The sequence below is a fragment of the Stenotrophomonas sp. YJH_SMC_138 genome, assembly GCF_059369855.1.
This window is the reverse complement of sequence record NZ_JCAFTB010000007.1, coordinates 87,374-113,271: the sequence shown is the minus strand read 5'-3', so window position 1 is coordinate 113,271 and position 25,898 is coordinate 87,374. Positions and strand designations below refer to the sequence as shown.

Here is a 25,898-nt window from a genome sequence, read left to right as displayed (position 1 = left end):
CGTCTGCCGTGCCTGTTCCGTGAGTTGCTGCCGTGTCCCTGCGCCCTTTGCTGCTGTCGTCCCTGCTGCTGTTGTCCGCCTGCGCCAGCGCGCCACCTCCACCGCCGGCCCATTCCGATGCGCTGTGGCGCTTGATCGAGCGTGACTGCAAGGCGGTGGAAGGACCGCGTGGCAGTTGCCTGCGGGTGGAGACGGCGGCAGGCCGCCGCGACGTGCTGGTCAAGGATGCGCACGGTGACTACCAGTTCCTGCTGATGCCGCTGGACAAGGTCAGTGGCATCGAGAGCCACGGCCTGTACCAGCGTGGGGTGCCCAACTATTTTGCGGCCGCCTGGCAGGCGCGCGGGCATACCGAACAGGCCCTGGGCCGGCCGCTGCCGCGCAGCGTGGCCAGCCTGGCACTGAATTCGCCGCACGGTCGCTCGCAGCACCAGCTGCATATCCATGTCGACTGCCTGCGCGCGGATGTGCTGCAGGCACTGGATGCACATGCCGGTGCGCTGGGTCCGCGCTGGTCACCGTTTGCGGTGCCGCTGCGCGGGCATCAGTACCAGGCCTATCTGCTGCCCGGTGCAGAACTGACCGCCAATCCGCTCAATCTGCTGGCCTATGGCCTGAGCGGCGTGGGCGATGTGGGCCAGTGGAGCCTGGTGGTGGCCGGGCGCGGCGAGGTGCAGGGCGGCCCCGGCTTCATCCTGCTGGCTACCCGCGTGGATGCCGCCAGCGGCAACGATGCCAGCGGCGAGGAACTACAGGACCATGCCTGCACGGTCTTGACCGGTGCCGGTGCGGCACTGGAGCGGGTGCGCTAGCCGATCGGCTGCTGGCAGCTGCGCCAGGCCGACGCGGTCAGCGCCAGCAGCTGACGGTCATGCCATCCCTGCGCGTCCAGATGGTAGTCGCGCAGGATCCCTTCGCGGACGAACCCATGGGCCTGCAGCGCCTGGGCAAACGGGCTGGTGCAGCCTGGCGGCAGCAGCACGAAGAGGCGGTGCAGGCCGACATCGTCGAACAGGAACGGGCACAGTGCCCGCAGTGCCGCCTGCGGATGGGGGTGCCGGTGCTGCAGCGATTGCAGCTCGGCGCAGCGCGAGTGCAGCGACTGCAGGCGGATATGCAGCTGGTCGTGCAGTACGCCCTGCACGTCGTCGAACACACCCAGCACCAGCAGGTCGTTGTCTTCCTGCAGGCGTGAACGATAGACGCTGGCGAGGAACCGCGCCTCTTCATCAATGCCGTAGGACGGCCGTTGGCCGCGCTGGCGACGGTCGTCGAAGGCACGCCAGCGTGGCAGGTCGGTGCGCTGGAACGAACGCAGGGTGATGGGCGTGGCCTGGAGGTGGAGCAAGTGGCGGCGCAGGACGGGTCGTAGTGGGGCGAAGTGGGTGGAAGGGGCGCTGTTGGTCATCCCGGCACGATGCGCATCACTGACGCGCCAGGCCATGCAATTCATTGCAAAAGTGGGGTGGTGCCGTAAACGCGTCTGATTCGGTTCAGGCATAAGCCCATCAGGGCTGGTCATTTCCGTTGAAACCACCCATTCAGGACACTTTCGTTACGGGATCGTTATGTGTCGTACCGGCTGCGGCTCCCGTACCACCCGCCCACTCCCCCAGGAAGCCCATGTCCGCCTCCCACAAGGCGATGCGCCCGCGTCCGCCGGTGCTCGCGCTGTCGTCCCTGATGCTGGCCTCGCTGCCGGCCTTCGCGCAGGAAAGCGCGCCCACCACATTGCAGGAAGTGAAGGTCACCGGCTCGCGCATTCCACGTGCCAGTGTCGAGGGACCCTCGCCGGTGACGGTGATCAGCCGCGAGCAGATCGACGCACAGGGCTACCGCAATGCCTTCGACGCCCTCAGCGCGCTGACCGAGAACACCGGCAACGTGCAGGGCGAGGATTTCGGCAATACGTTCACGCCGGCCGCCAACACCATCAATCTGCGCGGGCTGGGTCCGAACCGCACGCTGGTGCTGGTCAACGGCCGTCGCCAGGCCGACTACCCGCTGGCCTACGAAGGCTCGGTGAACGTTGTCAACCTGGCCAACATTCCCAGCGCCCTGATCGAACGCATCGAAGTGCTGGCTGCCGGTGCGTCGGCGGTGTACGGATCCGACGCCATTGCCGGTGTGGTCAACATCATCCTCAAGGACCGCTTTGAAGGCGTGGACGTGAACGTGCGCGCCGGCGGCACCCAGCAGGGCGGCGGTGACAACCAGCGCGTGCAGGTGGTGGGCGGCAGTTCCGGCGAGCGCTGGGACGGCCTGTTCGGTTTCGAGTTCGACGTGCGCAAGGCGATCCACGCGCGCCAGCGCGACTTCATGGATTCGCTGGACGATGACCCGGCCGGCAAGGCGCCGCAGGCGACCGCGATCGCCTATCGGCGCAATGCTGCCACCGGCCGCAACATCGATCCGGGCGTCAACGGCTGCGACGCCGCGTCGGACGTCTATGGCGGCAGCGTGTTCCGTGCCAACAACCCGCGCCAGGGCTGGTACTGCGGCAGCAACGAGGCCGCCGCCAGCTACTGGACCGTGCAGACCCAGAAGCGCAATCTCAACGGCTACGGTCTGCTGACCTTCCACGTCAACGAGACCACCGACCTGTTTGCCGATGTCGCCGTGGGCAGCGCGCGGATCTACAACAACACGCGTGCACCGACCTGGACCTCGGCCCGCAACTACTTCTACAACCAGACCACCGGCAACCTGGAAAGCTGGTACCGCCGCTTCGCGCCGGAGGAAATCGGCGGCCTGCCGCGCAATGCCAACCGCTTCCTGGAAAACTCGTGGTCGTTCAATGTCGGCGCACGTGGCCAGATCGGCGACAGCGGTTGGGATTACGAAGCGGTCTACAGCCGCTCGCGTTACGAGAACCGTACCCGCCGACCGGTGCTGCTGGCCGGCATCAACGAATACCTGCTCGGTCCGAAGCTGGGCGTACGCAATGGCGTTGAGGTCTATGCGCCCGACCCGGCACGCCTGTTCAAACCATTGACCCCGAACGAATACGAGGGCCTGTCCGGCTACCAGGAAAGCCGCAATGCGGCGTGGCTGCAGACCTTCAGCGCCAGCGTCAACGGCCGTTTGTTCGCGCTGCCCGGTGGCGACGCTGCATTGGCGGCGGTGGTCGAGGCCGGCAGCCAGGGCTACCGCAACCGGCCGGACCCGCGACTGGGCACGGGCGAGTTCTGGAACACCAGCGCCGGTATCGGTGCCGGCGGTGATCGTGACCGCTATGCGGCCGGCGTGGAGCTGCAGTTGCCGTTGCTGAAATCGCTGACCACGACGCTGGCCGGTCGCTATGACCAGTATCGCGCCGGTGGCGAGCACATCGGCAAGGCGACCTGGAGCTTCGGCGTCGAGTTCCGCCCGATCGAGAGCCTGTTGATCCGCGGCTCTGCTGCGACCAGCTTCCGTGCGCCGGACATGAACTACGTGTTCGCGACCGAGACCCGCGGCTACAACCCGGGCATGACCGACTACTGGCGCTGCCGCACCGCAGGCCAGTCGTACGACAACTGCGACTACGACGGCCTGTCGATCGACTACAGCAACCGCGCCAACGCGCAGCTGCAGCCGGAAACCGCTAAATCCTATGGTTTCGGCGTGGTCTGGTCGCCGCTGTCCGGCCTGGATTTCAGTGCCGACTACTACGACATCCGCATCGACAACGAGGTCACCAGCCTCGATACCAGCCGCATCCTGCGCGACGAAGCCGATTGCCGCCTGGGCCGCACGCTGGGTGGCGAAGCGCGCGATATCGGTTCACCGCTGTGCCAGGACGCGCTGTCGCGGGTGATCCGCAACCCGTCCACTGCAACCGTGCAGCCGGACCAGGTGACCCGCGTGCTGATCAATCCGATCAACGCGGCCTCCGAATCGGTGCGTGGCCTGGACCTGAAGGGTAACTGGCGTTTCGATGCCGGCCGCTATGGCCGCTTCACTACGCGCCTGGCCTATACCGTGGTGCTGGAGCACACGTACCGGCAGTTCTCCGATGATCCGGAGCGTGACATCCGCAATTCGCTGGATGACTACCAGTGGCGCAGCAAGGCCAATGGCAGCATCACCTGGAACCAGGGTGACTGGACCACCACGCTGTACGGCAACCGTTTCGGTTCACTGCCGAAGACCGATGGCAGTGGCCGCATCGCGCCGTACATGACCTACAACGCCAGCGTGTTCCGCCAGTTCGGCGAGAACCTGTCGGTGGGCGTGATCGTCAACAACCTGCGTGACAGCCGCCCGCCGGCGGACAGGAACGGTGGCGGCTGGCCGTTCTATCCGGTTGGCAACTACGACCCGTATGGCCGCCAGTACTGGCTGCAGCTGGACTACCGGTTCCGCTGATCCGGCTGGCAAACAGAAGGCCCGGCAATGCCGGGCCTTCTGCTGTGTCGATGTCCGCTGTGATGGCGGGCGCCGGTGGCCTAGGGCAGTGCCTGCTGCAGGTACGACTCGATGACGTAGCTGAAGGGCTGCTGCTGGCGATCGCGCAGCAGGGCGCGCACTTCCAGGATCACGCTGCGGTCGCCTTCGCCACGCGGTGGCCAGAAGGTCTGGTCAGCCAGTGTCTGGCGCTGGAAGCCGAGCGGGCCAACCACGCGGCCAAAGGGTTCGTCGGTGCTGTCCAGCACCTGGTTCATGGCGGGACTGAGGTGGTCCGGCAGGTACCAGTTGTCGGCCTCGGAGAGTACGCGGCTGCCACAGACCAGCTGCACACGGCGGTAGCGAAGGGCGGTGCCGGGTTTCGCACCCAGTGCCTGCAGCACGTCGGCCGGTGCTGTCTTGTCCTGGCCGTGTACACGCACCGCGCGCACCCGCGCCTGTTCGGCCAGGCCGTGTTCGGCGCACCAGTGTTCCAGGGTGGCGGTGGCGCTCTGCCCGGAAAGCACACGCTGGTGCAGCCGCTCGACCAGCGCCGCCGGGGCGATGCGCTGTTGGCCAGGCGGCGCCTGCAGCGGCGCGGTGGCGGCCGCATCAGTGGCGGACAGGCTGGCCATCGGGGCAGCAGCCAGCAGGGACGCGGCCTGCCAGCGGCGGAGACGATCGTGGCGGTCGGACGGGCCCATGCGGCATCACAGCGGAAACAGGTGCCTATGGTACCCGTTCAGGCGTGTGCACGGCGTGGCTGCGAGCCGCCGTCGCGGCGGCATTCATCGTTCTGATGAATGTGTGGCATCCAGATATTTCGTTGGCCGATGGCAGTGCCAGCGCGCAGGATGGCGCCATGACTTGGCTTTCCGGGAGTTTCCGATGACGCTTCAGTTCGTCCATGGCGCGGTTGATCGCGAGGGCGCGCCGCTGCATTTCCACATCCACAACGGTCGTATCAGTGGTCTCAACGGTGATGCTGCGCCGCGCGAGGGTGCGGAACCCGTCGACTTGCAGGGCTGTGCCGTCCTGCCGGGCCTGGTCGACGGCCATATTCATCTGGACAAGAGCTTCGTCGGCGACCGCTGGCACCCGCATCAGCCGGTGAACAGCCTGCGAGAGCGGCTGGCGGTGGAGAAGGCCGCGGTGGCGGGCGCGGCGCCAATGGTGGACCGTGCCGAGGCCTTGATCCGCCAGTGCAGCCGCTTCGGCACGGTGGCGATGCGCTGTCACGTCGATGTCGACGGCAGCACCGGCCTGCGTCATCTCGAAGCAGTGCGCGAGGCCGCGCTGCGCTGCGCCGACATCATGCGGATCCAGCTAGTGGCGTTCCCGCAGGCCGGGGTGATGTCCTGTCCCGGCACCGCCGCCGTACTGGAGCAGGCCCTTGCCGCAGGGGTGGAGGTGCTGGGCGGCATAGATCCGACCACGCTCGACGGCGATGCCGAAGGCCAGCTGGCCCTGCTGTTCGGCCTGGCCGAACGCTATGGCGTGCAGCTGGACATCCACCTGCACGAGCCCGGCGAAACCGGACTGGCCCAGTTGCTGCGCATTGCCGCGCGCACCCGTGCCGCTGGCCTGCAGGGGCGGGTGGCGGTCAGCCATGCCTACTCGCTGGGCGACGTGCCGCTGGCGCGCGCGCTGCAGGTGGGTGAAACACTGGCCACGGCGGGCGTTGCGATCATGAGCAACACGCCGGGCGACCATCCGTTCCCGCCGCTGCGTGCATTGCACGACGCCGGCGTGCGCATGTTCGCCGGCAATGACAACATCCGCGACTGCTGGTGGCCGTATGGCAATGGGGACCTGCTGCAGCGCGCGATGCTGCTGGGCTACCGCTCGGGCTTCTACACCGATGGCGACCTGATGCTGGCGCTGGACATGGTCACCACCCATGCCGCGCAGGTGATCGGGCTGCCGCAGCACGGCATCGCCGAAGGCCGGCCGGCGACGTTCGTGGCCGTGCGTGCGGACCATGGCCCGGCGGCCGTGGCCGGGGTGCCGGTGGAGCGCCGGGTGGTGGTTGACGGCCGCTGGTTGTAGATCCACGCCGTGCGTGGAGGGAGCCATCGCGTGGTCTCATTCATCCACGCATGGCATGGATCCACCTCGATGTGTCGTCAGGCGTAATCGTCGGCGCGGGTAGCGACGAACGCTTCCAGCCACGCAAGCAGGTGGGCGATGTCGATGACTTCGCCCTGTTCGACGCGCTTGAGCAGCAGTGTGCTGGCGCCGATCTGCAGGCTGCTGTCGGCATAGCGCAGCACTGCATCGATGCCCCAGGCGTCGGTGACCTGCATCCAGGCCAGCCCCGGCACGCGTTGGGCCAGGGTATCGCCGAACGCCACGCCCAGCGCTTCCCAGCCATCGCAGTCGTCAGGCTCGATCAGCTCGGCATCGATCACGCGCTGCAGCGTGCTGGCCGCCAGCGGCCATTGCACCGGCAGCGTCGGGAAGCCGGCGGCGACGCGCGCGGCGATCAGCGAGCGCTGGTGCTGCAGGTGCGTCTGCAGCGCCGCAGGCAGCGGATCGAAGCGGGTGGGGATTTCGTCGGACATGACACGATGCCGTGGAGCACGGAAACAGGAGGCACTCTAGCGGCAGAGCCGTGACTTCCGCGCGACAAGCGTGATCAGCTTTCGATGGTCAATGCGCGGATTTCGCTTCGGGGTCAGATCCGTTTCGGAAAACGGATCTGACCCCACGCGGGACGATGTTGCCGTCGCGGCTGCCGGCCAGCGGCCCACGCGGTCAATCCGGTTCGCGTTGCACCTGCCGCCACAGCTCGCTGGCCAGCGCACGCACCGCATCGTCGGCGTCCGCACGATGCAGCAGGCCGATTTCGTAGTTGTCGATCACCGGCAGGTCGCGCTCACCATCGATGATGCGATGATCGCGGCTCACCGCGCGGCGCGGCAGCAGGCTGATGCCGATGCCGTCGGCGACAGCGCCCTGGATGCCATTGAGCGATGAGCTGGTGAAAGCGATGCGCCAGCGCAGGCCCAGCGCTTCCACGGCGTGAATCATCTCGTCGCGGTACAGCCCGCGCGGCGGGAAGGTGACCAGCGGCAGCGGGTCCTGCTGCAGGCAGCTGCTGCGCAGGCTGTCGATCCAGTGCATCGGCTCGCGGCGGCAGTGCACCGCCTGGCGGCTGTTGCGCCGCTGCTTGACCAGCACAAGATCCAGTTCACCGTGGTCGAAGCCGTGCGCCAGGTCGCGGCTGAGGCCGCTGCTGATTTCCAGTTTCACCTGTGGGTGACGGCGGCTGAAGGCGGCCAGCATGCGTGTGGTCTGCGCGTTGACGAAGTCCTCGGGGACACCGATGCGCACCGCGGTTTCCACGGTGGCGCCGGCCAGCGCCTGCGCCATTTCCTCGTTCAGGTCGAGCATGCGCCGCGCATAGCCGAGCAGGGTGTGGCCGGCGTCGGTGGGGTGCACGTCGCGGTGGCCGCGCTCGAGCAGGCGATGCCCCGCCAGCTCTTCCAGGCGGCGCACCTTCTGGCTGACCGTGGACTGGGTCGAATGCAGGCGGGTGGCGGCCGTGGTGAAGCTGCCGCAGTCGGCCACCATCACCAGCGCCCGCAGCAGGTCCAGTTCGAACAGGGTTCTATTCGATTTGGCACTGTCTTGCATTTGAACATTTCACTTCTGGATACCCAGACCGACTTCTACCATGCAGGGCAGGGGCCGGCAATGCCCGGCTGTTGCTACCGTCGCACGGCGTTCCGTGGCGACGGACATGAGGAGACACCGTCATGCGCGTCCATCATTCCGCTGGCTGGCCTGCGCCGTTCACGCGCGTGCTGCTGTTGTGCCTGCTGGCCATGGTCACCCCCGCCTGCACCGCCACGTCCCGGGCCGACGCAGACGCGCGCCTGCGGGATGCTGCCAGCCGCGGCGACGCCGATGCGGTGCGGCAGGCGATAGAGGATGGCGCCACGCTGGAGGCGCGCGATGGCCAGGGTCGCACGGCGTTGCTGCTGGCCACGCAGGGCAACAACGTGGATGCCGCGCGCGAGCTGATCGAAGCCGGTGCCGACGTCAATGCCAAGGATGTGTTGCAGGACAGCGCCTACCTGTATGCCGGCGCGCGCGGCCTGGATGAGATCCTGGCGATGACGCTGGCGCATGGCGCCGATCTGCGCAGTACCAATCGCTACGGCGGCACCGCACTGATTCCGGCCGCCGAGCGCGGCCATGTCGCCACCGTGCGCACGCTGCTGCGTGCCGGTGTGGCGGTCGATCATGTCAACCGCCTGCACTGGACCGCGCTGCTGGAAGCAATCCTGCTCGGCGATGGCGGTGCGCGCCACCTGCAGATCGTGCAGTTGCTGCTGGAGTCCGGCGCCGACCCGGAGCTGGCCGACGGCGACGGCGTGACGCCGCTGGCGCATGCGCGCCAGCGCGGCTATACCGGAATTGAGACCCTGCTGCGCCAGCACGGCGCGGTGCGCTGAATGCAAACCCCTTCCACCCGCACGCTGGGCGTGCCCATCAGGATGCTGTCCATGTTCCGTTCCCGTCCGTTGTCCCTTGCCATCCTCCTTGCGGTGGCACCGCTGTCGGCGTCTGCCGCCGAGCGCGCCGACCTGCTGATCCGCAATGCCACCGTGGTCGATGTCGAGCACGCCAGCACGCTGACCGGGCAGAGCGTGGTGATCCGTGGCGAGGACATCGTCGCGGTCGGTCCGGATGCGCAGCTGCGCAGCCAGTGGAGCGCGGCCCGCCAGATCGATGCCAAGGGCAAGTACCTGATCCCGGGCCTGTGGGACATGCATGTGCACTTTGGTGGTGGCCCGGCGCTGGTCGAAGAGAACAAGGCACTGCTGCCGCTGTACATCGCGCACGGCATCACCACGGTGCGTGACTGTTCCGGCGACCTGCCCGAGCAGGTGCTGCAGTGGCGCGGGGAAATTGCCAAGGGCACGCTGTTCGGTCCGCGGCTGCTCAGCTCGGGCGCGAAGATCGAAGGCCTCAAGCCGGTCTGGAAGGGCACGATCGAAGTGGGCAGCAAGGCCGACGTCGACAAGGCGATCACCCGCCTGCAGCACGACAAGGTCGATTTCGTGAAGATCACCGACAGCACGCTGAAGCCGGAACTGTTCCTGTACTCGGCCAGTGCCGCGCGCAATGCCGGATTCAAGGCGTCGGGGCACATCCCGATGGCGCTGACCGTGGAGCAGGCAATCGATGCCGGGCTGGCCTCGATCGAGCATCTGGACTACGCATTCAAGGCCGGGAGCAAGGACGAGGCGCAGATTGCCGGCGACTTCGGTGCCGGCCGCATCGACCGCGCCGAAGCCAACCGCCGCCTCGACGCCAGCTTCGACCGCGATACGGCGATGCATGCCTACCGCGATTTCGCCAGGCGCGGCGTGTTCGTGACCCCGACCCTCAACGGTGGCCGCATCCTCGATTTCCTTGACCAGGATGACCACGCGAACGATCCGTACCTGGCTTACATCGGCCCGGGCCTGCGCGCGACCTACCAGTGGCGCGTTGAACGTGCCGCCAAGGCAACGCCAGCGCAGATCGAAGCGCGCCATGCGCAGTACCACCAGGTGGCCGCCGTGCTGCCGATGCTGCAGGAAGCCGGCGTGACGATCATCGCCGGCACCGATGCGGGCTTCCTCAACTCGTTCAACTTCCCGGGCATCGCCCTGCACCAGGAGCTGCAGCTGTTCGTGAAGGAAGGCCTGAGCGCGCCGCAGGCGCTGTCGGCGGCGACCCGTTCCGGCCCGGCCTGGTTCGGCCAGATGAATCGTTACGGGGGTGTTGCTCAAGGCAAGGCCGCCGATCTGGTGCTGCTGACCGCCAACCCGCTGCAGGACATTGCCGCCACCGAAAAGATCGACAGCGTGATCCTGCGTGGCAACGTGTATGACCGCGCCGCGCTGGACAAGATGTTGGCTGATACCAGGGCCAAGGTGGCGGCGTGGAATGCCGAGGCGGCGAAGACGCAGTGATCGACAGGGTCAGAGCCCTTCCCCGTGGGAAGGGATCCGACCCTGTGGCTTCGATGCGGTCGGTGACCTAACGCGGTGCCGGCCGCATTCCGTGCAGCTGCGGCAGTGCGGCCTTCATCGCATCGATGAAGGCGCGCAGCCGTGGCGGCTGCTGGCGCGCGGCGGGAAATACCACGTGTACCGGCAGCGCCGGCGCCTGCCAGTCCGGCAGCAGCTGCACCAGCCGCCCTTGTGCGAGGTCTCCGGCCACCAGCCAGGCCGAGACCACCGCTGCACCCAGCCCAGCACATGCGGCCTGTTGCACCACGAACAGGTTGTCGCTGAGCAGGCGCGGGCTGATCGAAAGGGTATGCGCACGCCCCTGTGCGTCATGCAGCAGCAGGCGTTCGCGGTAGTAGGTGACCAGTGAAATCCACGGCAGTGCCTGCGCCTGTTCTGGTGTGCTGATCGCGGTGGCCTGCACCAGCGAGGGCGCTGCCACGACGATGCGCGGCACTTCGGCGAGCGGCAGTGCGACCATGCGCGGTTCGTCGACCGGTCCCACCCGCACCGCGCAGTCGATGCCTTCGGCGATGAAATCCGGGCGACGATCTTCCAGGATCCACTCCAGGCTCAGCTGTGGGTGCTGGGCGAGGAACGCGAGCATGGTCGGCAGCAGCTGCGCCTGGCCGAAGGCATGCGGCACCATCACCCGCAGGCGTCCGCGCAGCGTTTCCGGTTCGCCGTGCAGTTCGGCCTGCAGCGACTCCCATTCGTCGACCACGCGTTGCGCATGGCGCTGGCAGCGCAGGCCATCTTCGGTCAGCTGCAGGCCATGGGTGGAGCGCTGCAGCAGGCGCAGGCCGAGCTGCCGCTCCAGTGCCTGAAGGCGCCGGCTGACCGTCGGCTGGGTGGTGCCCAGCTGCACGGCGGCGGCAGACAGGCTGCCGGCATCGACGATGCGCAGGAAGGTGCGCAGCAGATCCAGGCGATCGGCGCCGGTGGCGAGGTCATTCATGCGTGTAACGTATGAAGTATATGTGCAGGAGCCTACTACAGACGCATGGCGAATACGGGCAGGATACGCCCACTTCCTCCACCGGACTCCCCCATGTCTACCCCTTCGCTGTCCGTCGTCGCACCCGCGAACGCGCCTTCCACCCCGCTGGTGCTGGCGATGGCGGCCGGCGCCGGCTTTTCGGTCGCCTCGCTGTACTACAGCCAGCCGATGCTGGGCCTGATCGCGCAGGACCTTGGCGCAGGTGAGCGCGCCGCCGGGCTGGTGCCGACCCTGACCCAGCTCGGCTACGCGCTGGGCATCCTGCTGCTGGCACCGTTGGGCGACCGCTTCGACCGCCGCCACCTGATCCTGTTGAAGTCCGCGCTGCTGGCGTTGGCACTGGGCGCCGCAGCGATGGCCGGGCACCTGCCGGGCCTGCTGATGGCCAGCCTGCTGGTCGGGTTGATGGCCACGCTGGCGCAGGACATCGTGCCGGCCGCTGCGGTCCTGGCGCCGGATGCACAGCGCGGCCAGATCGTCGGCCGGGTAATGACCGGCCTGCTGCTCGGCATCCTGCTGTCGCGCGTGGTCAGTGGCGTGGTGGCCGAGGCATGGGGTTGGCGCACGCAGTTCGTGCTGGCCGCGGTATCGGTGGCGGCGATGGGCGCAGTGATGGCGCGTGCGCTGCCGCGTTTCGCACCGACCAGCACGCTGCGCTATCCGGCGTTGCTGGGCTCGTTGCTGGCGTTGTGGCGCGAGCAGCCGCAGCTGCGCCGCGCGGTGGCGAGCCAGTCGTTGCTGGCGGTCGGCTTCAGCGCATTCTGGTCGACGTTGGCGCTGATGCTGCATGCCCGCCTGGGCCTGGGCAGTGCGGCGGCGGGTGCGTTCGGTATTGCGGGTGCGGCCGGTGCGCTGGCCGCACCGTTCGCAGGACGTTTCGCTGATCGCCTGGGTTGCCATGCCGTGGCGCGGTTGGCGATCGCGGTGGCGCTGCTGGGCTTCGGCCTGCTGCTGGCCGAAGCCTGGCTGCCGGCCGCCGCGCTGCTGCCGCTGCTGGTGGTGAGTGCGCTGCTGTTCGACTTCGGTTTCCAGTCGGCGCTGGTGGCGCACCAGACGCTGGTCTATGGCCTGGTGCCGCCGGCACGCAGCCGGCTCAACGCGCTGCTGTTCACCGGCATGTTCATCGGCATGGCCGCTGGCGGTGCGCTGGGCAGCCTGGCGCTGGCGCAGTGGGGGTGGCACGGCGTGGCCTGGCTGGCGGTGATGTGCGCGGGCGGCAGTCTGCTGCTGCGTTTGAAGTAGGGGTGGTGTTCGGCAGGGCTTGCAGCCCTGCACCTGCGGTAGTGCCGGCCGCTGGCCGGCAACAGCGCAAACAGCGGATTTTCAGTAGCCTTCGACAGGTTCCTGCGGTCTGTTGGAACGGCTCTTGGGGTCAGATCCGTTTTCCGAAGGAAAACGGATCTGACCCCTGATTGATTTCGATATCTGACAGAAGTGTCGACCAAGGTCGACACCTACCAAACGCCATCGGAATCCGTCAGAGGTGGGGCGGTGTCGGAGTGCGGGGTGTCAGCCGCATGGATGCGGCTGCCAAGCTTGCAGGGACGTACTTGCAGCGTCCCCGCAGTCCGACACCGCCCCGCCATCCCATGGAATCCATGCTGTTGCTGTTGCTGTTGCTCCAGCGCGTAGCGGGTGCAGGGCTGCAAGCCCTGCCGAACAACCCCCTAATCGTGACCGCTGTCGTCCAGGCTGATGATGCCGCGCCGCAGCGCCTGGGTCACCGCGTGCGTGCGATCGCCCACGCCCAGCTTGTCCATCAGGCTCTTCATGTGCGCCTTCACCGTCTGCTCGGAAATCTGCATGCGCTCGCCGATGCGCTTGTTCGACCGGCCACCGGCCACATGCCGCAGCACCTCGGTCTCGCGCGGCGACAACCGGTCCTCCACCACATGTGCGGCAATGCTCGCAGCGACTGCCGGTGGTATCGGTGCGCGCCGGCCGCCAGCGACCATGCGGATCGTATCGACCAGCTCGTGGCGCAGCATGTCCTTCAACAGGTACGCACTGGCGCCGGCCTGCAGCGCCCGTACCGCACGCACGTCACCGCGATAGGTGGTCAGCACGATGATGCGCGCACGCGGGTCCATCGCGCGGATCCGCACGATGGCTTCCACACCATCCAGGCGTGGCATCTGCAGGTCCATCAGCACCACGTCCGGCTGCAGCTGCTGATAGCGCTCGATGGCTTCCTCGCCATCGGCGGCCTCGCCGAGCAGGCGCAGGTCGGAATGGGCGCCCAGCAGCGCGGCCAGGCCGTCACGCAGCAGCGGGTGGTCGTCGACCACCAGCACGCCGATCGGGGCAGGGGACTCAGTCATGGTGGCTTCTACTCCAGGGCCAGCGCCAACGCGATGGGCGGCGGTGATACAGGCGACGGGCGGGAACCGCCAGCGCGACTTCAGTGCCCAGCCCGGGGCGGGTCCACAGCCGCAGCTCCGCGCCGAGGCGCTGCGCGCGCTCACGCATGCCCTGCAGGCCCCAATGGCCATGCCCGGCATTTTCGTCGGCGATGCCGACGCCATCGTCGCGCACGTGCAGCAGGAAGCACCGCGCGCCGTAGGACAGCTCTACCTCGATGGCGCTTGCATTGGCGTGGCGCAGTGCATTGCGGATGGCCTCGCGGCCGATCAGGAACACTTCCTCGGCGGCATCGGCCTGCAGCGGTGGTGTTGCGCCTTCCACAGTCAGGCGCAGCGGATTGGTGCCGTGCCCGGCGTATTCGGCGTGAACATCGGCCAGCGCCGAAGCGAGGTCGCGGCCCGCGAAAGGACCGTCGCGCAGTGCGTTGACCCGCTCCCGGCCCTCGGCCAGGTTGCGTTCGGCCAGCTGCATCGCCGATTCCAGCTGGCCGCGCACCCTGTCCGGGGTCTGCGGCGACTGGCTGATCGCGTGCAGCCGCAGGATCAGGCCCTGGCTGCCCTGCAGCAGCGTGTCGTGCAGGTCGCGGGCAATGCGTTCGCGTTCGCCATGGCGTTCCTGCAGGCGCGCACGGAACAGTGCAGCCAGCTGCCCGCTGCGGATGCGCACCGCCAGGACCAGCAGCGCAAGCACCGCGGCGGCGCACAGCAGCTTGAACCACAGGGTCTGCATGAAGGTAGGGGCGATGCGGAAGGTGCGGCTGGCGGGTGCAGTGCTCCAGATGCCGTCTTCGTTGGCGGCTTCCACCTCGAACCGGTAATTGCCCGGTGCGAGGTTGGTGTAATACGCGCGCGTGCTGCTGCCGGCATCCTGCCAGCCGTCGTCGACCCCGGACAGGCGATAGCGGTAGCGGTTGCGCTCCGGGCGCGCCAACGACAGCGCCACGTAATCGATCTGCAATTGGCTGGTGCCGGCCGGAAGGCGCAGGCCGTCGCGCAGTGGCTGGTGTTCACTGCCGTACAGCACGTCGCCGATGCGCACGCTGGGCGCCATGGTGTTGACGTGCGAGCGGGTGGTGTCCAGCCAGGCCAGGCCCTGGTTGGTGGCCAGCCACAACAGGCCATCGCTGGCCAGCGCGGTGGTGGCGATCGGTCCGCTCTGCAGGGCGATGCCCGGCATGCCATCCACCGCATCGAACAGGCGGGGCGTCACCGGCTGCCGGCTGCGCAGTGCGCGCCGCAGCTGATCGCTCCCGAGCCGGACCAGGCCACGACTGCCATTGAGCCAGAGGTAGCCATTCGCATCGGCCACCATGCCGGTGATGCCTTCCATGACGCCGGCCATGTCGGTGCTCACCTGAACGAACCGGCCATTGCCCGGGCGCACGGCCAATCCGGCCTCGCCGGCTACCAGCAGGAGGTCCTGATGATCGAGTACCGCCGTGATCGGCCCGACCGACAGGCCGTGGCTGGCGTCGAAGGTTTCGATCTGCGTCGCCCCCATGCGGCGCAGCCGGCCGTCTGCATAGCCGAGCAGCAGCTGGCCGTTGGCATCCAGCGCCAGTGACGAGCAGGCCTGTTCGGGCAGGCGGCGTTCGCGTTGCCACTGGCCCTGCTGGTAGTGCAGCACCCCCCGTTCGCCGGTGCAGACCCAGGCCTGTTCGTCGTCGGGGAACAGCAGGGCATGCAGTGGTTGCCCGGTGAACGGCGCAGGCAGCGGAATCCGCGTGGTGCGGCCGGCCACGGTGCGCGCAAGGTTGACCCAGTCGAACTGCCAGATCGGGGCAGCTGCCTGGCGCGCGGCGGCCTGCAGCTGCGTGGCGCTGCCATCGAGCAGGGTGCGCTCGAGGTCGTAGGGCTTGAGGTCTTCGCCATAGCCATACACATGGCCATCGCTGGCCCGCACCAGCGAGCGGTAGGGATCACTGGGACCAACCGCCAGCGTGTGCACGCTGCGCGCGCGGAAGCGGTTGAGGCCGAGATTGGTGCCGACCCAGAGATTGCCTTCGCGATCAACGATGATCGGCACGGCCGAGGTGGCGGTCAGCCCGTGCGGCGAATCGAAGCGCTCCATGCGTATGGCGCGGTCGCCATCGAAGGTGACCCGGGCGACACCGCCATGCGGGCTCATCGTTGCCCACAGCGCGCCATCGGCAGTGAACTGCAGGCGCGCCGCCACCAGCTCCGGCAACCGTCGTGCCTCGCGCTCGCTGTCCGGCAGCAGGCCTCGTGCGTTGGCCAGCGGCGACGTACCGCGCGCGCGGTCGGCCAGCCACACTTCCCCCTGCGGACTTTCGGCCAGCGTCGCCATCTGCGAAACGGCGATGCCGGTGTCCTTGAAGGCCGCCTGGCCGGCCGCGCGCACCCAGATCTTCAGGTCGGCCAGTACCCAGAAGGTGCCGCGGCTGTCGTGCAGCAGCCATTGCACGCGATGTTCCGGCACCCCCATGCCAGCGGGCAGCGGCTGCCAGCGTTGGCCAGTGAATTGGCGTAGTCCACCATTGATCGCGGCCCACAGCCGGCCGTCACGGTCCTGGCTGAAGTGTGGCACCACACCCACCGGCACGCCCTGGTCGCGGCCGTAGTTGTGCAGCTGGCCGCGCGCAAACTGACTGATGCCGGCCTGGAAGTAGCCGATCCACAGTGCATCGTCGCGGCCCCGCGCAAGGGTGACCATGTTGGTGGACGGGAAATGGCTGCCCGCGGGAGCGGCCTGGCGTTCAAAGCGACGACCGTCGAAGCGGTACAGCCCTGAGCCGGTGGCCAGCCACAACAGGCCATCGCGGTCCTGGGTGATGTCCCAGATGTCACCGGGGGCGCCCTGGCCGACGCGCCAGGCCGTGTGCTCGTAATCGGGCAACCCGCCGCTCACCGGCGGGCGCTGCACGGCAAGGGCGGGCAGGGCGGTCAACAGCAGCAGGCAGGTCAGCAGCGTCCGCAGGTGACGTTGCAACGGGAAGGGGCGGCCACGCATGGCGCGCATTCTGGCAGGTGCGGGGCAGTCCGGGGTGACCCGAACGGGGTAGGCAGTGGCCGCCGTGGTCGGCTATCACGCCGGCATGACCCCTGGAGCCCGGCCATGCAGCGCCTGTTCGTGATGTTCCCTGATCGCGGTCCGGGCATCGGCCTGCTGTGGCTGCGGCTGTGCCTGGCCGCCGCGCTGTGCGCGCCTGGCACGCATGCTGGTTGGGGGGCGGTGCTGTGCGGGCTGGCGGCGGCCATGCTCGTGCTGGGCGTGTTGACGCCGCTGGCGACCCTGATGGCAGCCGCGACCATGTTCGCGCAGCAGGCACCGTGGCCGCTGGTGGCGTTGCCTGCGGCGCTGCTGATGCTGGGGCCGGGCGCCTACTCGGTGGATGCGCGCTTGTTCGGGCGCCGCCTGCTCGGCCGCCGGCCTCCCCCATTCGGGTAGGTGCCGGCCTCGACCGACGGGGGTAGGGCATCGTGCGCCGGCCACGCACCATGGGCCACCCCCTCGCGGCGCCCCGCATGGCCACCGTCAGTCCGTCCGATCCGTCCGCCATCCCACTTGCCCCGCAGCAGGCCGCCGCACTGCAGCGCGCCCTGCGCTATGTCGATGAGCACCTGTCGCAGCCGCTGCGGGTGACCGAGCTGGCGCAGGCTGCCTGTGTCAGCCGCTTCCACCTGGTGCGCCTGTTCCGTAGCGGCACCGGTGCCAGCCCGCTGCGCTACGTGCGCCGCCGCCGCATCCAGCGTGCCTGCCAACTGCTGTCCGGCGCGCAGTTGCCGATGGCGTGCCTGGCCCAGCAGCTGGGCTTCTTCGACCAGAGCCATTTCGTCCGCAGCTTCCGCGCCGAGACCGGCTGCAGCCCCGGCCAGTATCGGGCCGGCGATGCGGCCCTGCTGCTTCCCCCTGATCATGTTTCCCACGGAGTCCACCCATGAGCCTTGCCACCGCCACGCCCGCCCCGGCCCTGCTGTCGCCCACCGACCATGCCCTGGTGCTGATCGACTTCCAGTCGCAGATGGCATTTGCTACCCACACGATCGACATCTCCGCGCTGCGCAACAACGTGTCGCTGATCAGCAAGGGGGCCAAGGGGTTCAACGTGCCGGTCGTGTTGACCACGGTGGCCGAGACGTCATTCTCCGGCCCGATGTTCCCGGAACTGCCGCAGATCTTCCCGGGCCAGCCGGTGTTCGACCGCACTTCGATGAATACCTGGGAAGACCAGCCGGTAATCGATGAGATCAACCGCATCGGCAAGCGCCGGCTGGTTCTTGCCGGCCTGTGGACCAGTGTCTGCATCGTGGGTCCGGCGCTGTCGGCGCTGGCGCAGGGCTTCGAGGTCCACGTGATCACCGACGCTTGTGGCGATGTCAGCGAAGAAGCGCACGAGCGTGCGATCACCCGCATGGTGCAGGCCGGCGCGGTGCCGATGACCAGCGTGCAGTACCTGCTTGAACTGCAGCGTGACTGGGCACGCGGTGAAACCTACGACCTGACCACCGGCATCGCCCGCGACCACGCCGGCGGCTATGGCATCGGCATCCAGTACGCCAAGCGCATGTTCGGCGCGCAGGAAGGCGGGCACTGAGCATGCTGGCCGGCCACGGCCTCGACCTGGCCCTGCTGATGCTGCGGGTGGCGGCAGGCGGCTTCCTGCTGCCTCACGCGCTGGGCAAGCTGTTTGGCTGGTTCGGCGGACCGGGGCTGGCCGGCTTCGCCACCGAGCTGCGCGGTTTCGGGCTGCCGGCAGTGGCGCCGTTGCCGCTGCTGTTGTCCCTGCTGCAGGTGCTGTCCGGGCTGGCCGTGCTGCTGGGCTGGCAGACCCGCATCGCCGCGCTTGCCGCCGCTGCCTTCATCGGCTTCACCTTCCTGTTGGCCTTGCCCAGGGGCTGGTTCTGGATGCGCGGCGGCAGTGAGTACCCGCTGATGTGGACCACGGTGCTGCTGGCCATCGCCCTGGCCGGGCCGGGGGCCTGGGCGCTGGACGGTCCACGACTTCCGGGAGCTTTCGCATGAGTCACGATCCCCTCGACCACGGCCGCCGCAACGTGGTGCTGGCCAGCGGTGCCGCGGTTGCGCTCGGCCTGGCCGGTCGCGCCGCTGCCGCACTCGATTCCACTTCCAAGGAGCGTCGCATGAGCACGCTGGTCATCCGCAATGCCCGCATCACCACACTCGACCCGCAGCAGCCGCACGCGCAGGCATTGGCCGTGCAGGAGGGCCGCATCGTCGCTGTCGGCAGCGATGAGGAGATCATGCGCGGCTGGGGCAATGAAGCGACCCTGATCGACGCGCAGGGCCGGCGCCTGCTGCCCGGCCTAAACGACAGCCATACCCATCTGATCCGCGGTGGCCTGAACTACAACCTGGAGCTGCGCTGGGACGGTTTGCGCTCGCTGGGCAACGCGCTGGACATGTTGAAGGCCCAGGTCGACCGCACCCCGGCACCGCAGTGGGTGCGCGTGGTCGGTGGCTTCACCGCCGCACAGTTCAACGAGAAGCGCCTGCCGACGCTGCAGGAGCTCAACGACATTGCGCCGGATACGCCGGTGTTCCTGCTGCACCTGTATGACCGCGCGCTGCTCAACCGCGCCGCGCTGCGCGCCTGCGGCTACAGCAAGGACACGCCGGATCCACCGGGCGGGCAGATCGTGCGTGACTCGCTGGGCAACCCGACCGGGCTGCTGCTGGCCAAGCCCAACGCGCTGATCCTGTATGCGACGCTGGCCAAGGGGCCACGCCTGCCGATCGAGTACCAGGCCAACTCGACGCGCCACTTCATGCGCGAACTGAACCGGCTCGGCATCACCTCGGTGATCGACGCTGGCGGTGGTTTCCAGAACTACCCCGAGGACTACCAGGTGATCGAGCAGCTGCATCGCGATGACCAGCTGACGGTGCGCATCGCCTACAACCTGTTCACCCAGAACAAGGGCAAGGAAGTGGACGACTTCCGCGGCTGGAGCGAGATACTGCAGCCGCGCCAGGGCGATGACCTGCTGCGCCACAACGGCGCTGGCGAAATGCTGGTGTTCTCCGCGGCCGACTTCGAGCTGTTCAACGAGCCGCGCCCTGAACTGCCGCCTGAGCTGGAACCGGAACTGCACGATGTGGTGAAACTGCTGGTCGAGAAGCGTTGGCCGTTCCGCATCCACGCCACCTATGACGAGAGCATCACCCGCATCCTCGATGTGTACGAACAGGTCAACCGCGAGGTGCCGTTCGATGGCCTGCACTGGTTCATCGACCACGCCGAGACCATCACCCCGCGCAACATCGAACGCATCCGCGCGCTGGGCGGCGGCATCGCCGTGCAGCACCGCATGGCCTACCAGGGCGAAGCCTTCGTCGAGCGCTACGGCGTGCAGGCGGCGCGGCACACGCCGCCGGTCAAGCGCATGCTGGCCGAAGGCGTGCCGGTCGGTGCCGGTACCGATGCCACCCGCGTGGCCAGCTACAACCCGTGGGTGGCGTTGTCCTGGCTGGTGACCGGGCGCACCGTGGGCGGGCTGGCCCTGTATGGCGATGAGAACCTGCTCGAGCGCGAACAGGCGCTGCGCCTGTGGACCCAGGGCAGCGCCTGGTTCTCCGGCGACGAAGCGGTGAAGGGCACGCTGAAGGTGGGCCAGCTGGCCGACTTCATCCTGCTCTCGGCCGACTTCTTCCGCGTTGATGACGCGCAGATCGCTGACATCACCAGCGTGCTGACCGTGGTCGGCGGGCGCATCGTGCATGCCGACGCCGACTATGCAGGGCTTGCGCCGCAGCTGCCGCCGGCGATGCCGGACTGGTCGCCGGTCAACCGCTTCGGTGGCTACCACGTCGGCGGTGCTGCCACCGGATTGGCCGCCGCGCATCGCCACCATCACGGCGTGGCCTGTAGTACGCATGGTGCCCACGGCCATGCCGCGCAGCACGCGGCGCCCACCGACGACCTGAGCGCCTTCTGGGGTGCGATGGGATGCTCGTGCTTCGCGTTCTGAGCCTGGCGCTGCTGGCCATGCCGTGGATGGCGCTGGCCTGTGACACCGGCCGCTGCACCGACATGGGCGCCGGGCAACTGCAGTGGGACGCCTCGCTGCGCTTCAGGGGGATGTACTACGACCCGGCCCGATTCGGTATCGGCGGCAGTGAAGACGGCTACGGTCTGCTGCGTGCACTGGCGTCGGCCACGTATGTCGAGGACAACTGGCAGGCACGGGTGCAGCTGGGCGTGCATGCCGAGAATGGCAAGGCAGGTGGACCCGGCCGCACCGACCGCAGCGCGCTGGACGTGCAGCAGGCGTACTGGCGCTGGCAGCGCGGTGGCTTCCATCTGCAACTCGGCCGGCAGGAAGCCGGCTATGGCAGCTCGCGGCTGTTGTCGGTGCGCGATGGGCCGAACATCCGCCTGGCGTTCGACGGTGCGCGCGTGGGTTGGAAGGGTAGATCCGGCACGCTTGAACTGATGGCGCTGCGTCCGCTGGAGAACCGACCGGGTGCCCTCGATGATCGCGGCGAACACGGCGCCCACCTGTGGGGTGCCTATGCCACCACGGCACGCGGGCGGGGCGCGGGACAGTGGGATCTGTACCTGCTTGACTACCGTCGCGACGGCGCGCGCTTTGCCGCCGGCAGCGGCACCGAACGTCGGCAGACCCTGGGCGCGCGCTGGTTCGGCCAGGCTGGTGCACTGGACTGGAACAGCGAGCTGGTGGCGCAGGGCGGTGAACTGCGAACGACCGCCGGCACGCTCGCTATCCACGCCTGGACGCTGGCCACCGATACGGGGTGGCGCTGGACGGACCTGCCGCTGCAGCCGCGTCTGGGGCTGAAGGCCGACATCGCCAGTGGCGATGGCAATCTGCACGACGGCCGCCTGGGCACCTTCAATGCCTTGTTCCCGAAGTCGGCCTATTTCAGCGAGGCCAGCCTGCTGGCCCCGGCCAACCTGATGGACGTCCAGCCGACCCTGACACTGCGCCTGCACGACGCGGTGACCACGGAACTGGGCGTACAGATGGCCTGGAAGCATCGTCGCGCTGATGCGGTCTACACCACGCCGGCACCGCTGGTGGCGTTGCCGGGCAGCGCCGGCGGCGCGCGCCGCATCGGCACGCAGTACAAATCCGAAACCCGCTGGCAGGCCAGCGAACACTGGCAATGGCAGCTGCAGCTGGCCTGGGTCGATGCCGGGCCTGCACTGAAGCAGGCCGGCGGCCGGGACACGCTGTTCGCCTCGATCGTTGGAGCATGGCAATGGTGAACGCAACCGCGTCGCAACCCCCCGCACAGGCCGCAGGCGCCTGGTCCCCACTGAAGATCCAGATGTTCCGCTCGATCTGGCTGGCGATCCTGGCCAGCAACATCGGCACCTGGGTCAACGACGTGGCCGCCGCCTGGGTGATGGCCGAACGTACCGGCTCGCCGTTGATGGTGGCCCTGGTGCAGTCGGCCACCACCTTGCCGATCGTGCTGCTGGCACTGGCCGCCGGAACCCTGGCCGACATCGTTGATCGCCGCAGGTACCTGCTGGCCACCCAGGGCTGGATGCTGCTGGTCGCCGCCGTGATGGCTGCGCTGACCGCGATGGACATGCTGACCCCGCAGCTGCTGGTGCTGCTGACCTTCTGCATGGGCTGCGGTGCGGCGATGGCGATGCCGGCGCAGGCCGCTATCGTGTCCGAACTGGTGCCGCAGCCGATGCTGGCCTCGGCGGTGGCGCTGAACTCGATCGGCATCAACATCGCGCGCTCGATCGGCCCGGCCATCGGCGGCGTGATCGTCGCCCAGCTCGGTGCGGTCTGGGCCTTCGGCTTCAACGCCATCACCTTCGCCGCGATGCTGTTCGTGGTGTGGGGCTGGAAGCGCGACCCGAAGCAGTCCAGCCTGCCGCCGGAAGGCTTCGGTGCGGGCCTGAAAGCGGGCCTGCGCTATGCCAGCCGCGCCGGGCGGTTGCAGGCGGTGTTGATCAAGTCGGTCGGCTTCTTCTTCTTCGCCGCAGCGATGAATGCGTTGCTGCCGGTGGTGGTGCGTGGGCAGATGCAGGGCGGGGCGGGCCAGTACGGCATGCTGCTCGGCTGCATCGGCATCGGTGCGGTGGGTGGTGCGCTGCTGCTGCCGAAGCTGCGCGCGCAGCTGGATCGCGACCTGCTGGTGCTGCTGGCGACCCTGTCGCTGGCCATGAGCCTGGTCGGGCTGGCGCTGACCCGAAGCTGGTACGTGCTGCCGCTGGTGATGCTGGTCAATGGCTTTGCCTGGATCACCGTGCTGTCGTCGCTGCAGATCGCGGCGCAGACCGCAGTGCCGGCGTGGGTGCGTGCGCGTGCGCTGGCGCTGTACATCATGGTGTTCTCTGCCGGCATGGCCGCCGGCGGCCTGAGCTGGGGCGCACTGGCTCAGCGCACCTCGCCGGAGCTGGCCCTGCTGGTGGCTGCCGCGGGTGCGGTCATCGGCGGGTTGCTGGTGTGGCGCGTGCGCATCGCCGGCACCGAAGACCTGAACCTGCGTCCGGCGGGGCACTGGCCAGCCCCCGAACTGTCGGTACCGGTATCCAATGATCGAGGCCCGGTGCTGGTGACCATCGAGTACCGCATTGACGATGCTGATCGCGCCGCGTTCCAGGCGCAGATGCGCGCACTGGGCACCATCCGCCGCCGCGATGGCGCCGTGGTCTGGGGCGTGGTCGAGGACGTGGCCAGTCCAGGCATCCACCTGGAGTATTTCGTGACCCCGTCGTGGCTGGAGCACCTGCGCCAGCACGAACGCATCACCGCCGACGACAGGGCGATCCAGGAAGTGCTGCGCGGATTGCATCGCGGTGAGCGTGCGCCGGTGGTGCGCCACTTCGTTGGTGGGCATGACCCGCTGCCTGCCGCTGTGCCGCATCACCACAACGACATCTGACAAAAAAAGGGGACGGAGGGGATTAAGTCGTTTGTGCACAAACGACTTAATCCCCTCCGTCCCCTTTTTGCGATCGAAGGGGCGGCGGCACCGTTACAGTGCCGCCGCGGCGCATCAACTGCGCGCGAACGCCAACAGGTCGGCGTTGAACTGCTCGGCGTGGGTGATGGTCAGGCCGTGCGGGGCACCGGCGTATACCTTCAGTTCGGCATTCTTGATGATCTGCGAGGAGAGCTTGGCCGAGGCATCGAACGGGACGATCTGGTCGTCATCACCGTGCACGACCAGTGCCGGCACGTCGATCTTCTTCAGGTCTTCGGTGTAATCCACTTCCGAGAATTCGTGCACGCAGTCGTACTGGCCCTTGACGCCACCGAGCATGCCCTGCAGCCAGAACGCATCACGCATGCCCTGGGTGACCGTGTTGCCATCGCGGTTGGCGCCGAAGAACGGGGTGGTCAGGTCCTTGAAGAACTGCGAACGGTCGCCGCCGGTGCCCTTGCGGATGCCGTCGAAGACCTCCAGCGGGGTGCCGGCCGGGTTGCCGGCGGTCTTGAGCATCAGCGGCGGCACGGCGCCGACCAGCACCACCTTGGCCACGCGCGTGCTGCCGTGGCGGCCGATGTAGTGGGCCACTTCGCCGCCGCCGGTGGAATGGCCGACCAGGATCGCGTCCTTCAGGTCCAGCGCCTCGATCACTGCAGCCAGATCGTCGGCGTAGGTGTCCATGTTGTTGCCGTCCCAGGTCTGGCTGGAACGGCCGTGGCTGCGGCGGTCGTGGGCGATCACGCGGTAACCGTTCTGGCCCATGAACAGCATCTGCGGGTCCCAGGCATCGGACGACAGCGGCCAGCCGTGGGCGAACACGATCGGCTGGCCGTTGCCCCAATCCTTGTAGAAGATGCGGGCGCCGTCGGCGACGGTGACGAAGTTGCTCATTGCAGGTTCCTTGGCGGAAGGGAGGGAAGGCACCGGCAGGCTGCCGGTGCCTTCGGCAGTACAGCGCAGGTGCCGGCGACGGACTTGCACCGCTGTGCTGGATTGCAGAGGATGTGACGCATATCGCTCTGGCGGGACCCGAGTCGCGCGCCGAGGATGTCCGCAGCCCGCCTGTGGAATGCCCGGATGCCCGCCACGCGATGGTCCCTGCTGTTGTGCCTGCTGTTGCCGATGGCCGCGCCGGCTCAGACCAATGTCTACAAATGCGTGGATGGACCGCATCCGGTCTACCAGCAGACACCCTGCCAGGGCCGGGCGGCGTGGCGCTGGGATGTCCCGGCGGAGCAGTCATTGTCCCGTGGGGCGGTGGTTCCCGCAGTCACGCCATCGAAGCCGTCGCGTCGCCCGCGTCGTGCCGTCCGGGCGCAGGGCGCATTGATCACGATCAGTACGGATGCGGCGGCCTGCGAGCGTGTGCGCCGCCAGCGCGGACAGGCGCTGCTCAAACGTCGGCGGTTGGATTTCGTGAAGCGCCGGCAGCTGGATGACGCGGTCTACGACGCCTGCCAGTGAAGTGGTGCACTGAAGCGCCGAAAACAACAACGGCGCCCTGGGGCGCCGTCGTGTGCAATGCCGTGAGTGCAGCTCTCAGCGGCCGTCGCTGGTGGCGGCCGGTGCCGGCGAGGGCACGCTGTCCGGCTTGGGCAGGCTCAACTCCGGGTTGCCCTGTTCGGCCTGCAGGATCTGGATGCGGCGCTGCAGGGCGTCCAGCTGGCTGTTGGTGCTCTGCACATCGGTGCTGAGGCTGACTGCCTGCTGCTGGGCCTGCTGCAGGGCGGCGCTGACCTGCGCCGACTGTGCCTGCTGCTGTTCCATTTCCTGCTGCAGGGTGCGCAGGCGTTCTTCGTTGTAGGCCACCAGGCGCTCGGTGTAGCGCTTGCCGGCTTCCAGGCGGGTGGTGTCGATGTAGACCTGGGCCAGCTGCTCGGACTGCTGCGCGAAGGTGCGGTAGACACGTTCGGCGTTGTCCACCGCATCGGTCTTGATCACCCGCCAGAAGTTCTTCTCCTGGAACAGGGCGACGTAGTAGGTCAGGGTATTGGCGTTGAACAGCAGGCTGGCGCCGTAGTTGCCGTTGTAGGTGGTGCGCAGCTCGGTCAGCTGGCGCGAATCCATCAACTGCTTGAGCTCGTCCACGGTATTGCGCACCACCGGCGCGCTGCGCGCCGGTTCGGCTGCAGCCTCGCGGTCGCCACGCGCGGCCATCGCCGCCGGTGCCACCAGCATCATGGCCACGGCCAGCACTGCTGCGTTGCGCGCGTGCCGGGCGAAGACCGCGCCCCCTGAAGTTTCTCGCATGTCTA

The 25,898-nt window shown here is 68.1% G+C and carries 23 protein-coding genes; 14 read left to right on the top strand and 9 right to left on the bottom strand.

Features of this window, described 5'->3' with window-relative positions; genetic code table 11:
• Positions 1-32 precede the first annotated feature (32 nt).
• Positions 33-812, top strand: coding sequence for a CDP-diacylglycerol diphosphatase (locus tag AC5P7I_RS15420; protein WP_262088224.1), 780 nt, complete (start codon positions 33-35; stop codon positions 810-812).
• Here AC5P7I_RS15420 and AC5P7I_RS15415 read toward each other — a convergent pair.
• Positions 809-1,444, bottom strand: coding sequence for a GNAT family N-acetyltransferase (locus AC5P7I_RS15415; protein WP_241887003.1), 636 nt, complete (start codon positions 1,442-1,444; stop codon positions 809-811). The genes AC5P7I_RS15420 and AC5P7I_RS15415 overlap by 4 nt on opposite strands.
• Before the next feature lie 179 nt (positions 1,445-1,623).
• Here AC5P7I_RS15415 and AC5P7I_RS15410 point away from each other — a divergent pair, with 179 nt between their 5' ends.
• Positions 1,624-4,350: a TonB-dependent receptor plug domain-containing protein gene (locus AC5P7I_RS15410; RefSeq protein WP_262088223.1), complete on the top strand. Its 2,727-nt coding sequence runs from the start codon at positions 1,624-1,626 to the stop codon at positions 4,348-4,350.
• Between the two features lie 80 nt (positions 4,351-4,430).
• Here the strand turns inward: AC5P7I_RS15410 and AC5P7I_RS15405 are convergent, their stop codons facing one another.
• On the bottom strand, positions 4,431-5,072 hold the full coding sequence (locus AC5P7I_RS15405) for a hypothetical protein (protein WP_049440926.1): 642 nt from the start codon (positions 5,070-5,072) through the stop codon (positions 4,431-4,433).
• A 184-nt stretch (positions 5,073-5,256) separates the two neighbouring features.
• Here AC5P7I_RS15405 and AC5P7I_RS15400 point away from each other — a divergent pair, with 184 nt between their 5' ends.
• Entirely contained in the window at positions 5,257-6,417 is a 1,161-nt protein-coding gene (locus tag AC5P7I_RS15400) for an amidohydrolase family protein (protein ID WP_262088222.1), read from the top strand.
• A gap of 77 nt (positions 6,418-6,494) precedes the next feature.
• Here the strand turns inward: AC5P7I_RS15400 and AC5P7I_RS15395 are convergent, their stop codons facing one another.
• The gene (locus AC5P7I_RS15395) at positions 6,495-6,932 is read right to left on the bottom strand and encodes a DUF3806 domain-containing protein (RefSeq protein ID WP_197606803.1); all 438 of its coding nucleotides are present in this window, start codon (positions 6,930-6,932) and stop codon (positions 6,495-6,497) included.
• Between the two features lie 193 nt (positions 6,933-7,125).
• On the bottom strand, positions 7,126-8,007 hold the full coding sequence (locus AC5P7I_RS15390) for a LysR substrate-binding domain-containing protein (protein WP_014647481.1): 882 nt from the start codon (positions 8,005-8,007) through the stop codon (positions 7,126-7,128).
• 122 nt (positions 8,008-8,129) lie between these two features.
• Here AC5P7I_RS15390 and AC5P7I_RS15385 point away from each other — a divergent pair, with 122 nt between their 5' ends.
• Positions 8,130-8,831, top strand: coding sequence for an ankyrin repeat domain-containing protein (locus AC5P7I_RS15385; protein ID WP_262088221.1), 702 nt, complete (start codon positions 8,130-8,132; stop codon positions 8,829-8,831).
• A 51-nt stretch (positions 8,832-8,882) separates the two neighbouring features.
• Complete coding sequence (locus tag AC5P7I_RS15380) at positions 8,883-10,340, top strand: amidohydrolase family protein (protein ID WP_262088220.1); 1,458 nt, start codon at positions 8,883-8,885, stop codon at positions 10,338-10,340.
• Between the two features lie 67 nt (positions 10,341-10,407).
• Here AC5P7I_RS15380 and AC5P7I_RS15375 read toward each other — a convergent pair whose 3' ends face one another.
• A complete protein-coding gene (locus AC5P7I_RS15375) occupies positions 10,408-11,337 on the bottom strand; it encodes a LysR family transcriptional regulator (protein ID WP_014647478.1) in 930 nt (309 codons plus the stop codon).
• A gap of 93 nt (positions 11,338-11,430) precedes the next feature.
• Between AC5P7I_RS15375 and AC5P7I_RS15370 the strand changes: the two genes are divergently transcribed.
• Positions 11,431-12,621 carry an MFS transporter gene (locus AC5P7I_RS15370; RefSeq protein ID WP_014647477.1) on the top strand — a complete coding sequence of 397 codons (1,191 nt, stop codon included), beginning with the start codon at positions 11,431-11,433 and terminating at the stop codon, positions 12,619-12,621.
• A gap of 425 nt (positions 12,622-13,046) precedes the next feature.
• Here the strand turns inward: AC5P7I_RS15370 and AC5P7I_RS15365 are convergent, their stop codons facing one another.
• Positions 13,047-13,700: a response regulator gene (locus AC5P7I_RS15365; RefSeq protein WP_262088219.1), complete on the bottom strand. Its 654-nt coding sequence runs from the start codon at positions 13,698-13,700 to the stop codon at positions 13,047-13,049.
• On the bottom strand, positions 13,693-16,722 hold the full coding sequence (locus AC5P7I_RS15360) for a sensor histidine kinase (protein WP_262088218.1): 3,030 nt from the start codon (positions 16,720-16,722) through the stop codon (positions 13,693-13,695). The genes AC5P7I_RS15365 and AC5P7I_RS15360 overlap by 8 nt, the downstream gene beginning before the upstream one ends.
• Positions 16,723-16,818: 96 nt before the next feature.
• Here AC5P7I_RS15360 and AC5P7I_RS15355 point away from each other — a divergent pair, with 96 nt between their 5' ends.
• The 7 genes from AC5P7I_RS15355 to AC5P7I_RS15325 all read left to right on the top strand — a co-directional run bounded on the left by AC5P7I_RS15355 (position 16,819) and on the right by AC5P7I_RS15325 (position 23,595).
• Complete coding sequence (locus AC5P7I_RS15355) at positions 16,819-17,151, top strand: hypothetical protein (RefSeq protein ID WP_046431144.1); 333 nt, start codon at positions 16,819-16,821, stop codon at positions 17,149-17,151.
• Positions 17,152-17,228: 77 nt separating this feature from the next.
• Positions 17,229-17,645, top strand: coding sequence for a helix-turn-helix transcriptional regulator (locus AC5P7I_RS15350; protein WP_262088217.1), 417 nt, complete (start codon positions 17,229-17,231; stop codon positions 17,643-17,645).
• Positions 17,642-18,298, top strand: a complete 657-nt coding sequence (locus AC5P7I_RS15345) for a hydrolase (protein ID WP_014647472.1) — start codon at positions 17,642-17,644, stop codon at positions 18,296-18,298. The genes AC5P7I_RS15350 and AC5P7I_RS15345 overlap by 4 nt, the downstream gene beginning before the upstream one ends.
• Before the next feature lie 2 nt (positions 18,299-18,300).
• Positions 18,301-18,726, top strand: a complete 426-nt coding sequence (locus AC5P7I_RS15340; RefSeq protein WP_262088216.1) for a DoxX family protein — start codon at positions 18,301-18,303, stop codon at positions 18,724-18,726.
• A gap of 119 nt (positions 18,727-18,845) precedes the next feature.
• Entirely contained in the window at positions 18,846-20,693 is a 1,848-nt protein-coding gene (locus AC5P7I_RS15335; protein ID WP_262088240.1) for an amidohydrolase, read from the top strand.
• Positions 20,672-21,955 (top strand): alginate export family protein, encoded by a 1,284-nt coding sequence (locus AC5P7I_RS15330; RefSeq protein WP_180835386.1) that lies wholly within the window; start codon positions 20,672-20,674, stop codon positions 21,953-21,955. Before AC5P7I_RS15335 ends, AC5P7I_RS15330 begins: the two co-directional genes overlap by 22 nt.
• Positions 21,949-23,595, top strand: a complete 1,647-nt coding sequence (locus tag AC5P7I_RS15325) for an MFS transporter (RefSeq protein WP_262088215.1) — start codon at positions 21,949-21,951, stop codon at positions 23,593-23,595. Before AC5P7I_RS15330 ends, AC5P7I_RS15325 begins: the two co-directional genes overlap by 7 nt.
• Before the next feature lie 114 nt (positions 23,596-23,709).
• Here the strand turns inward: AC5P7I_RS15325 and AC5P7I_RS15320 are convergent, their stop codons facing one another.
• Positions 23,710-24,534, bottom strand: coding sequence for an alpha/beta fold hydrolase (locus AC5P7I_RS15320; RefSeq protein WP_014647467.1), 825 nt, complete (start codon positions 24,532-24,534; stop codon positions 23,710-23,712).
• A gap of 186 nt (positions 24,535-24,720) precedes the next feature.
• Here AC5P7I_RS15320 and AC5P7I_RS15315 point away from each other — a divergent pair, with 186 nt between their 5' ends.
• Positions 24,721-25,107 (top strand): hypothetical protein, encoded by a 387-nt coding sequence (locus tag AC5P7I_RS15315; protein ID WP_262088214.1) that lies wholly within the window; start codon positions 24,721-24,723, stop codon positions 25,105-25,107.
• Positions 25,108-25,182: 75 nt separating this feature from the next.
• Here AC5P7I_RS15315 and AC5P7I_RS15310 read toward each other — a convergent pair whose 3' ends face one another.
• Positions 25,183-25,893: a DUF2968 domain-containing protein gene (locus AC5P7I_RS15310; RefSeq protein ID WP_014647465.1), complete on the bottom strand. Its 711-nt coding sequence runs from the start codon at positions 25,891-25,893 to the stop codon at positions 25,183-25,185.
• Between the last annotated feature and the right edge of the window lie 5 nt (positions 25,894-25,898).

What these genes read in the sequence shown, in the direction of transcription:
- AC5P7I_RS15340 (WP_262088216.1), top strand. Translation starts at nt 18,301, where the DNA reads ATGCTGGCCGGCCACGGCCTCGACCTGGCCCTGCTGATGCTGCGGGTG.
- AC5P7I_RS15320 (WP_014647467.1), bottom strand. Translation starts at nt 24,534, where the DNA reads ATGAGCAACTTCGTCACCGTCGCCGACGGCGCCCGCATCTTCTACAAG.
- AC5P7I_RS15355 (WP_046431144.1), top strand. Translation starts at nt 16,819, where the DNA reads ATGCAGCGCCTGTTCGTGATGTTCCCTGATCGCGGTCCGGGCATCGGC.
- AC5P7I_RS15405 (WP_049440926.1), bottom strand. Translation starts at nt 5,072, where the DNA reads ATGGGCCCGTCCGACCGCCACGATCGTCTCCGCCGCTGGCAGGCCGCG.
- AC5P7I_RS15415 (WP_241887003.1), bottom strand. Translation starts at nt 1,444, where the DNA reads ATGGCCTGGCGCGTCAGTGATGCGCATCGTGCCGGGATGACCAACAGC.
- AC5P7I_RS15380 (WP_262088220.1), top strand. Translation starts at nt 8,883, where the DNA reads ATGTTCCGTTCCCGTCCGTTGTCCCTTGCCATCCTCCTTGCGGTGGCA.
- AC5P7I_RS15310 (WP_014647465.1), bottom strand. Translation starts at nt 25,893, where the DNA reads ATGCGAGAAACTTCAGGGGGCGCGGTCTTCGCCCGGCACGCGCGCAAC.
- AC5P7I_RS15390 (WP_014647481.1), bottom strand. Translation starts at nt 8,007, where the DNA reads ATGCAAGACAGTGCCAAATCGAATAGAACCCTGTTCGAACTGGACCTG.
- AC5P7I_RS15400 (WP_262088222.1), top strand. Translation starts at nt 5,257, where the DNA reads ATGACGCTTCAGTTCGTCCATGGCGCGGTTGATCGCGAGGGCGCGCCG.
- AC5P7I_RS15410 (WP_262088223.1), top strand. Translation starts at nt 1,624, where the DNA reads ATGTCCGCCTCCCACAAGGCGATGCGCCCGCGTCCGCCGGTGCTCGCG.
- AC5P7I_RS15360 (WP_262088218.1), bottom strand. Translation starts at nt 16,722, where the DNA reads ATGCGCGCCATGCGTGGCCGCCCCTTCCCGTTGCAACGTCACCTGCGG.
- AC5P7I_RS15330 (WP_180835386.1), top strand. Translation starts at nt 20,672, where the DNA reads ATGCTCGTGCTTCGCGTTCTGAGCCTGGCGCTGCTGGCCATGCCGTGG.
- AC5P7I_RS15370 (WP_014647477.1), top strand. Translation starts at nt 11,431, where the DNA reads ATGTCTACCCCTTCGCTGTCCGTCGTCGCACCCGCGAACGCGCCTTCC.
- AC5P7I_RS15315 (WP_262088214.1), top strand. Translation starts at nt 24,721, where the DNA reads ATGCCCGCCACGCGATGGTCCCTGCTGTTGTGCCTGCTGTTGCCGATG.
- AC5P7I_RS15385 (WP_262088221.1), top strand. Translation starts at nt 8,130, where the DNA reads ATGCGCGTCCATCATTCCGCTGGCTGGCCTGCGCCGTTCACGCGCGTG.
- AC5P7I_RS15325 (WP_262088215.1), top strand. Translation starts at nt 21,949, where the DNA reads ATGGTGAACGCAACCGCGTCGCAACCCCCCGCACAGGCCGCAGGCGCC.
- AC5P7I_RS15350 (WP_262088217.1), top strand. Translation starts at nt 17,229, where the DNA reads ATGGCCACCGTCAGTCCGTCCGATCCGTCCGCCATCCCACTTGCCCCG.
- AC5P7I_RS15335 (WP_262088240.1), top strand. Translation starts at nt 18,846, where the DNA reads ATGAGCACGCTGGTCATCCGCAATGCCCGCATCACCACACTCGACCCG.
- AC5P7I_RS15365 (WP_262088219.1), bottom strand. Translation starts at nt 13,700, where the DNA reads ATGACTGAGTCCCCTGCCCCGATCGGCGTGCTGGTGGTCGACGACCAC.
- AC5P7I_RS15345 (WP_014647472.1), top strand. Translation starts at nt 17,642, where the DNA reads ATGAGCCTTGCCACCGCCACGCCCGCCCCGGCCCTGCTGTCGCCCACC.
- AC5P7I_RS15375 (WP_014647478.1), bottom strand. Translation starts at nt 11,337, where the DNA reads ATGAATGACCTCGCCACCGGCGCCGATCGCCTGGATCTGCTGCGCACC.
- AC5P7I_RS15395 (WP_197606803.1), bottom strand. Translation starts at nt 6,932, where the DNA reads ATGTCCGACGAAATCCCCACCCGCTTCGATCCGCTGCCTGCGGCGCTG.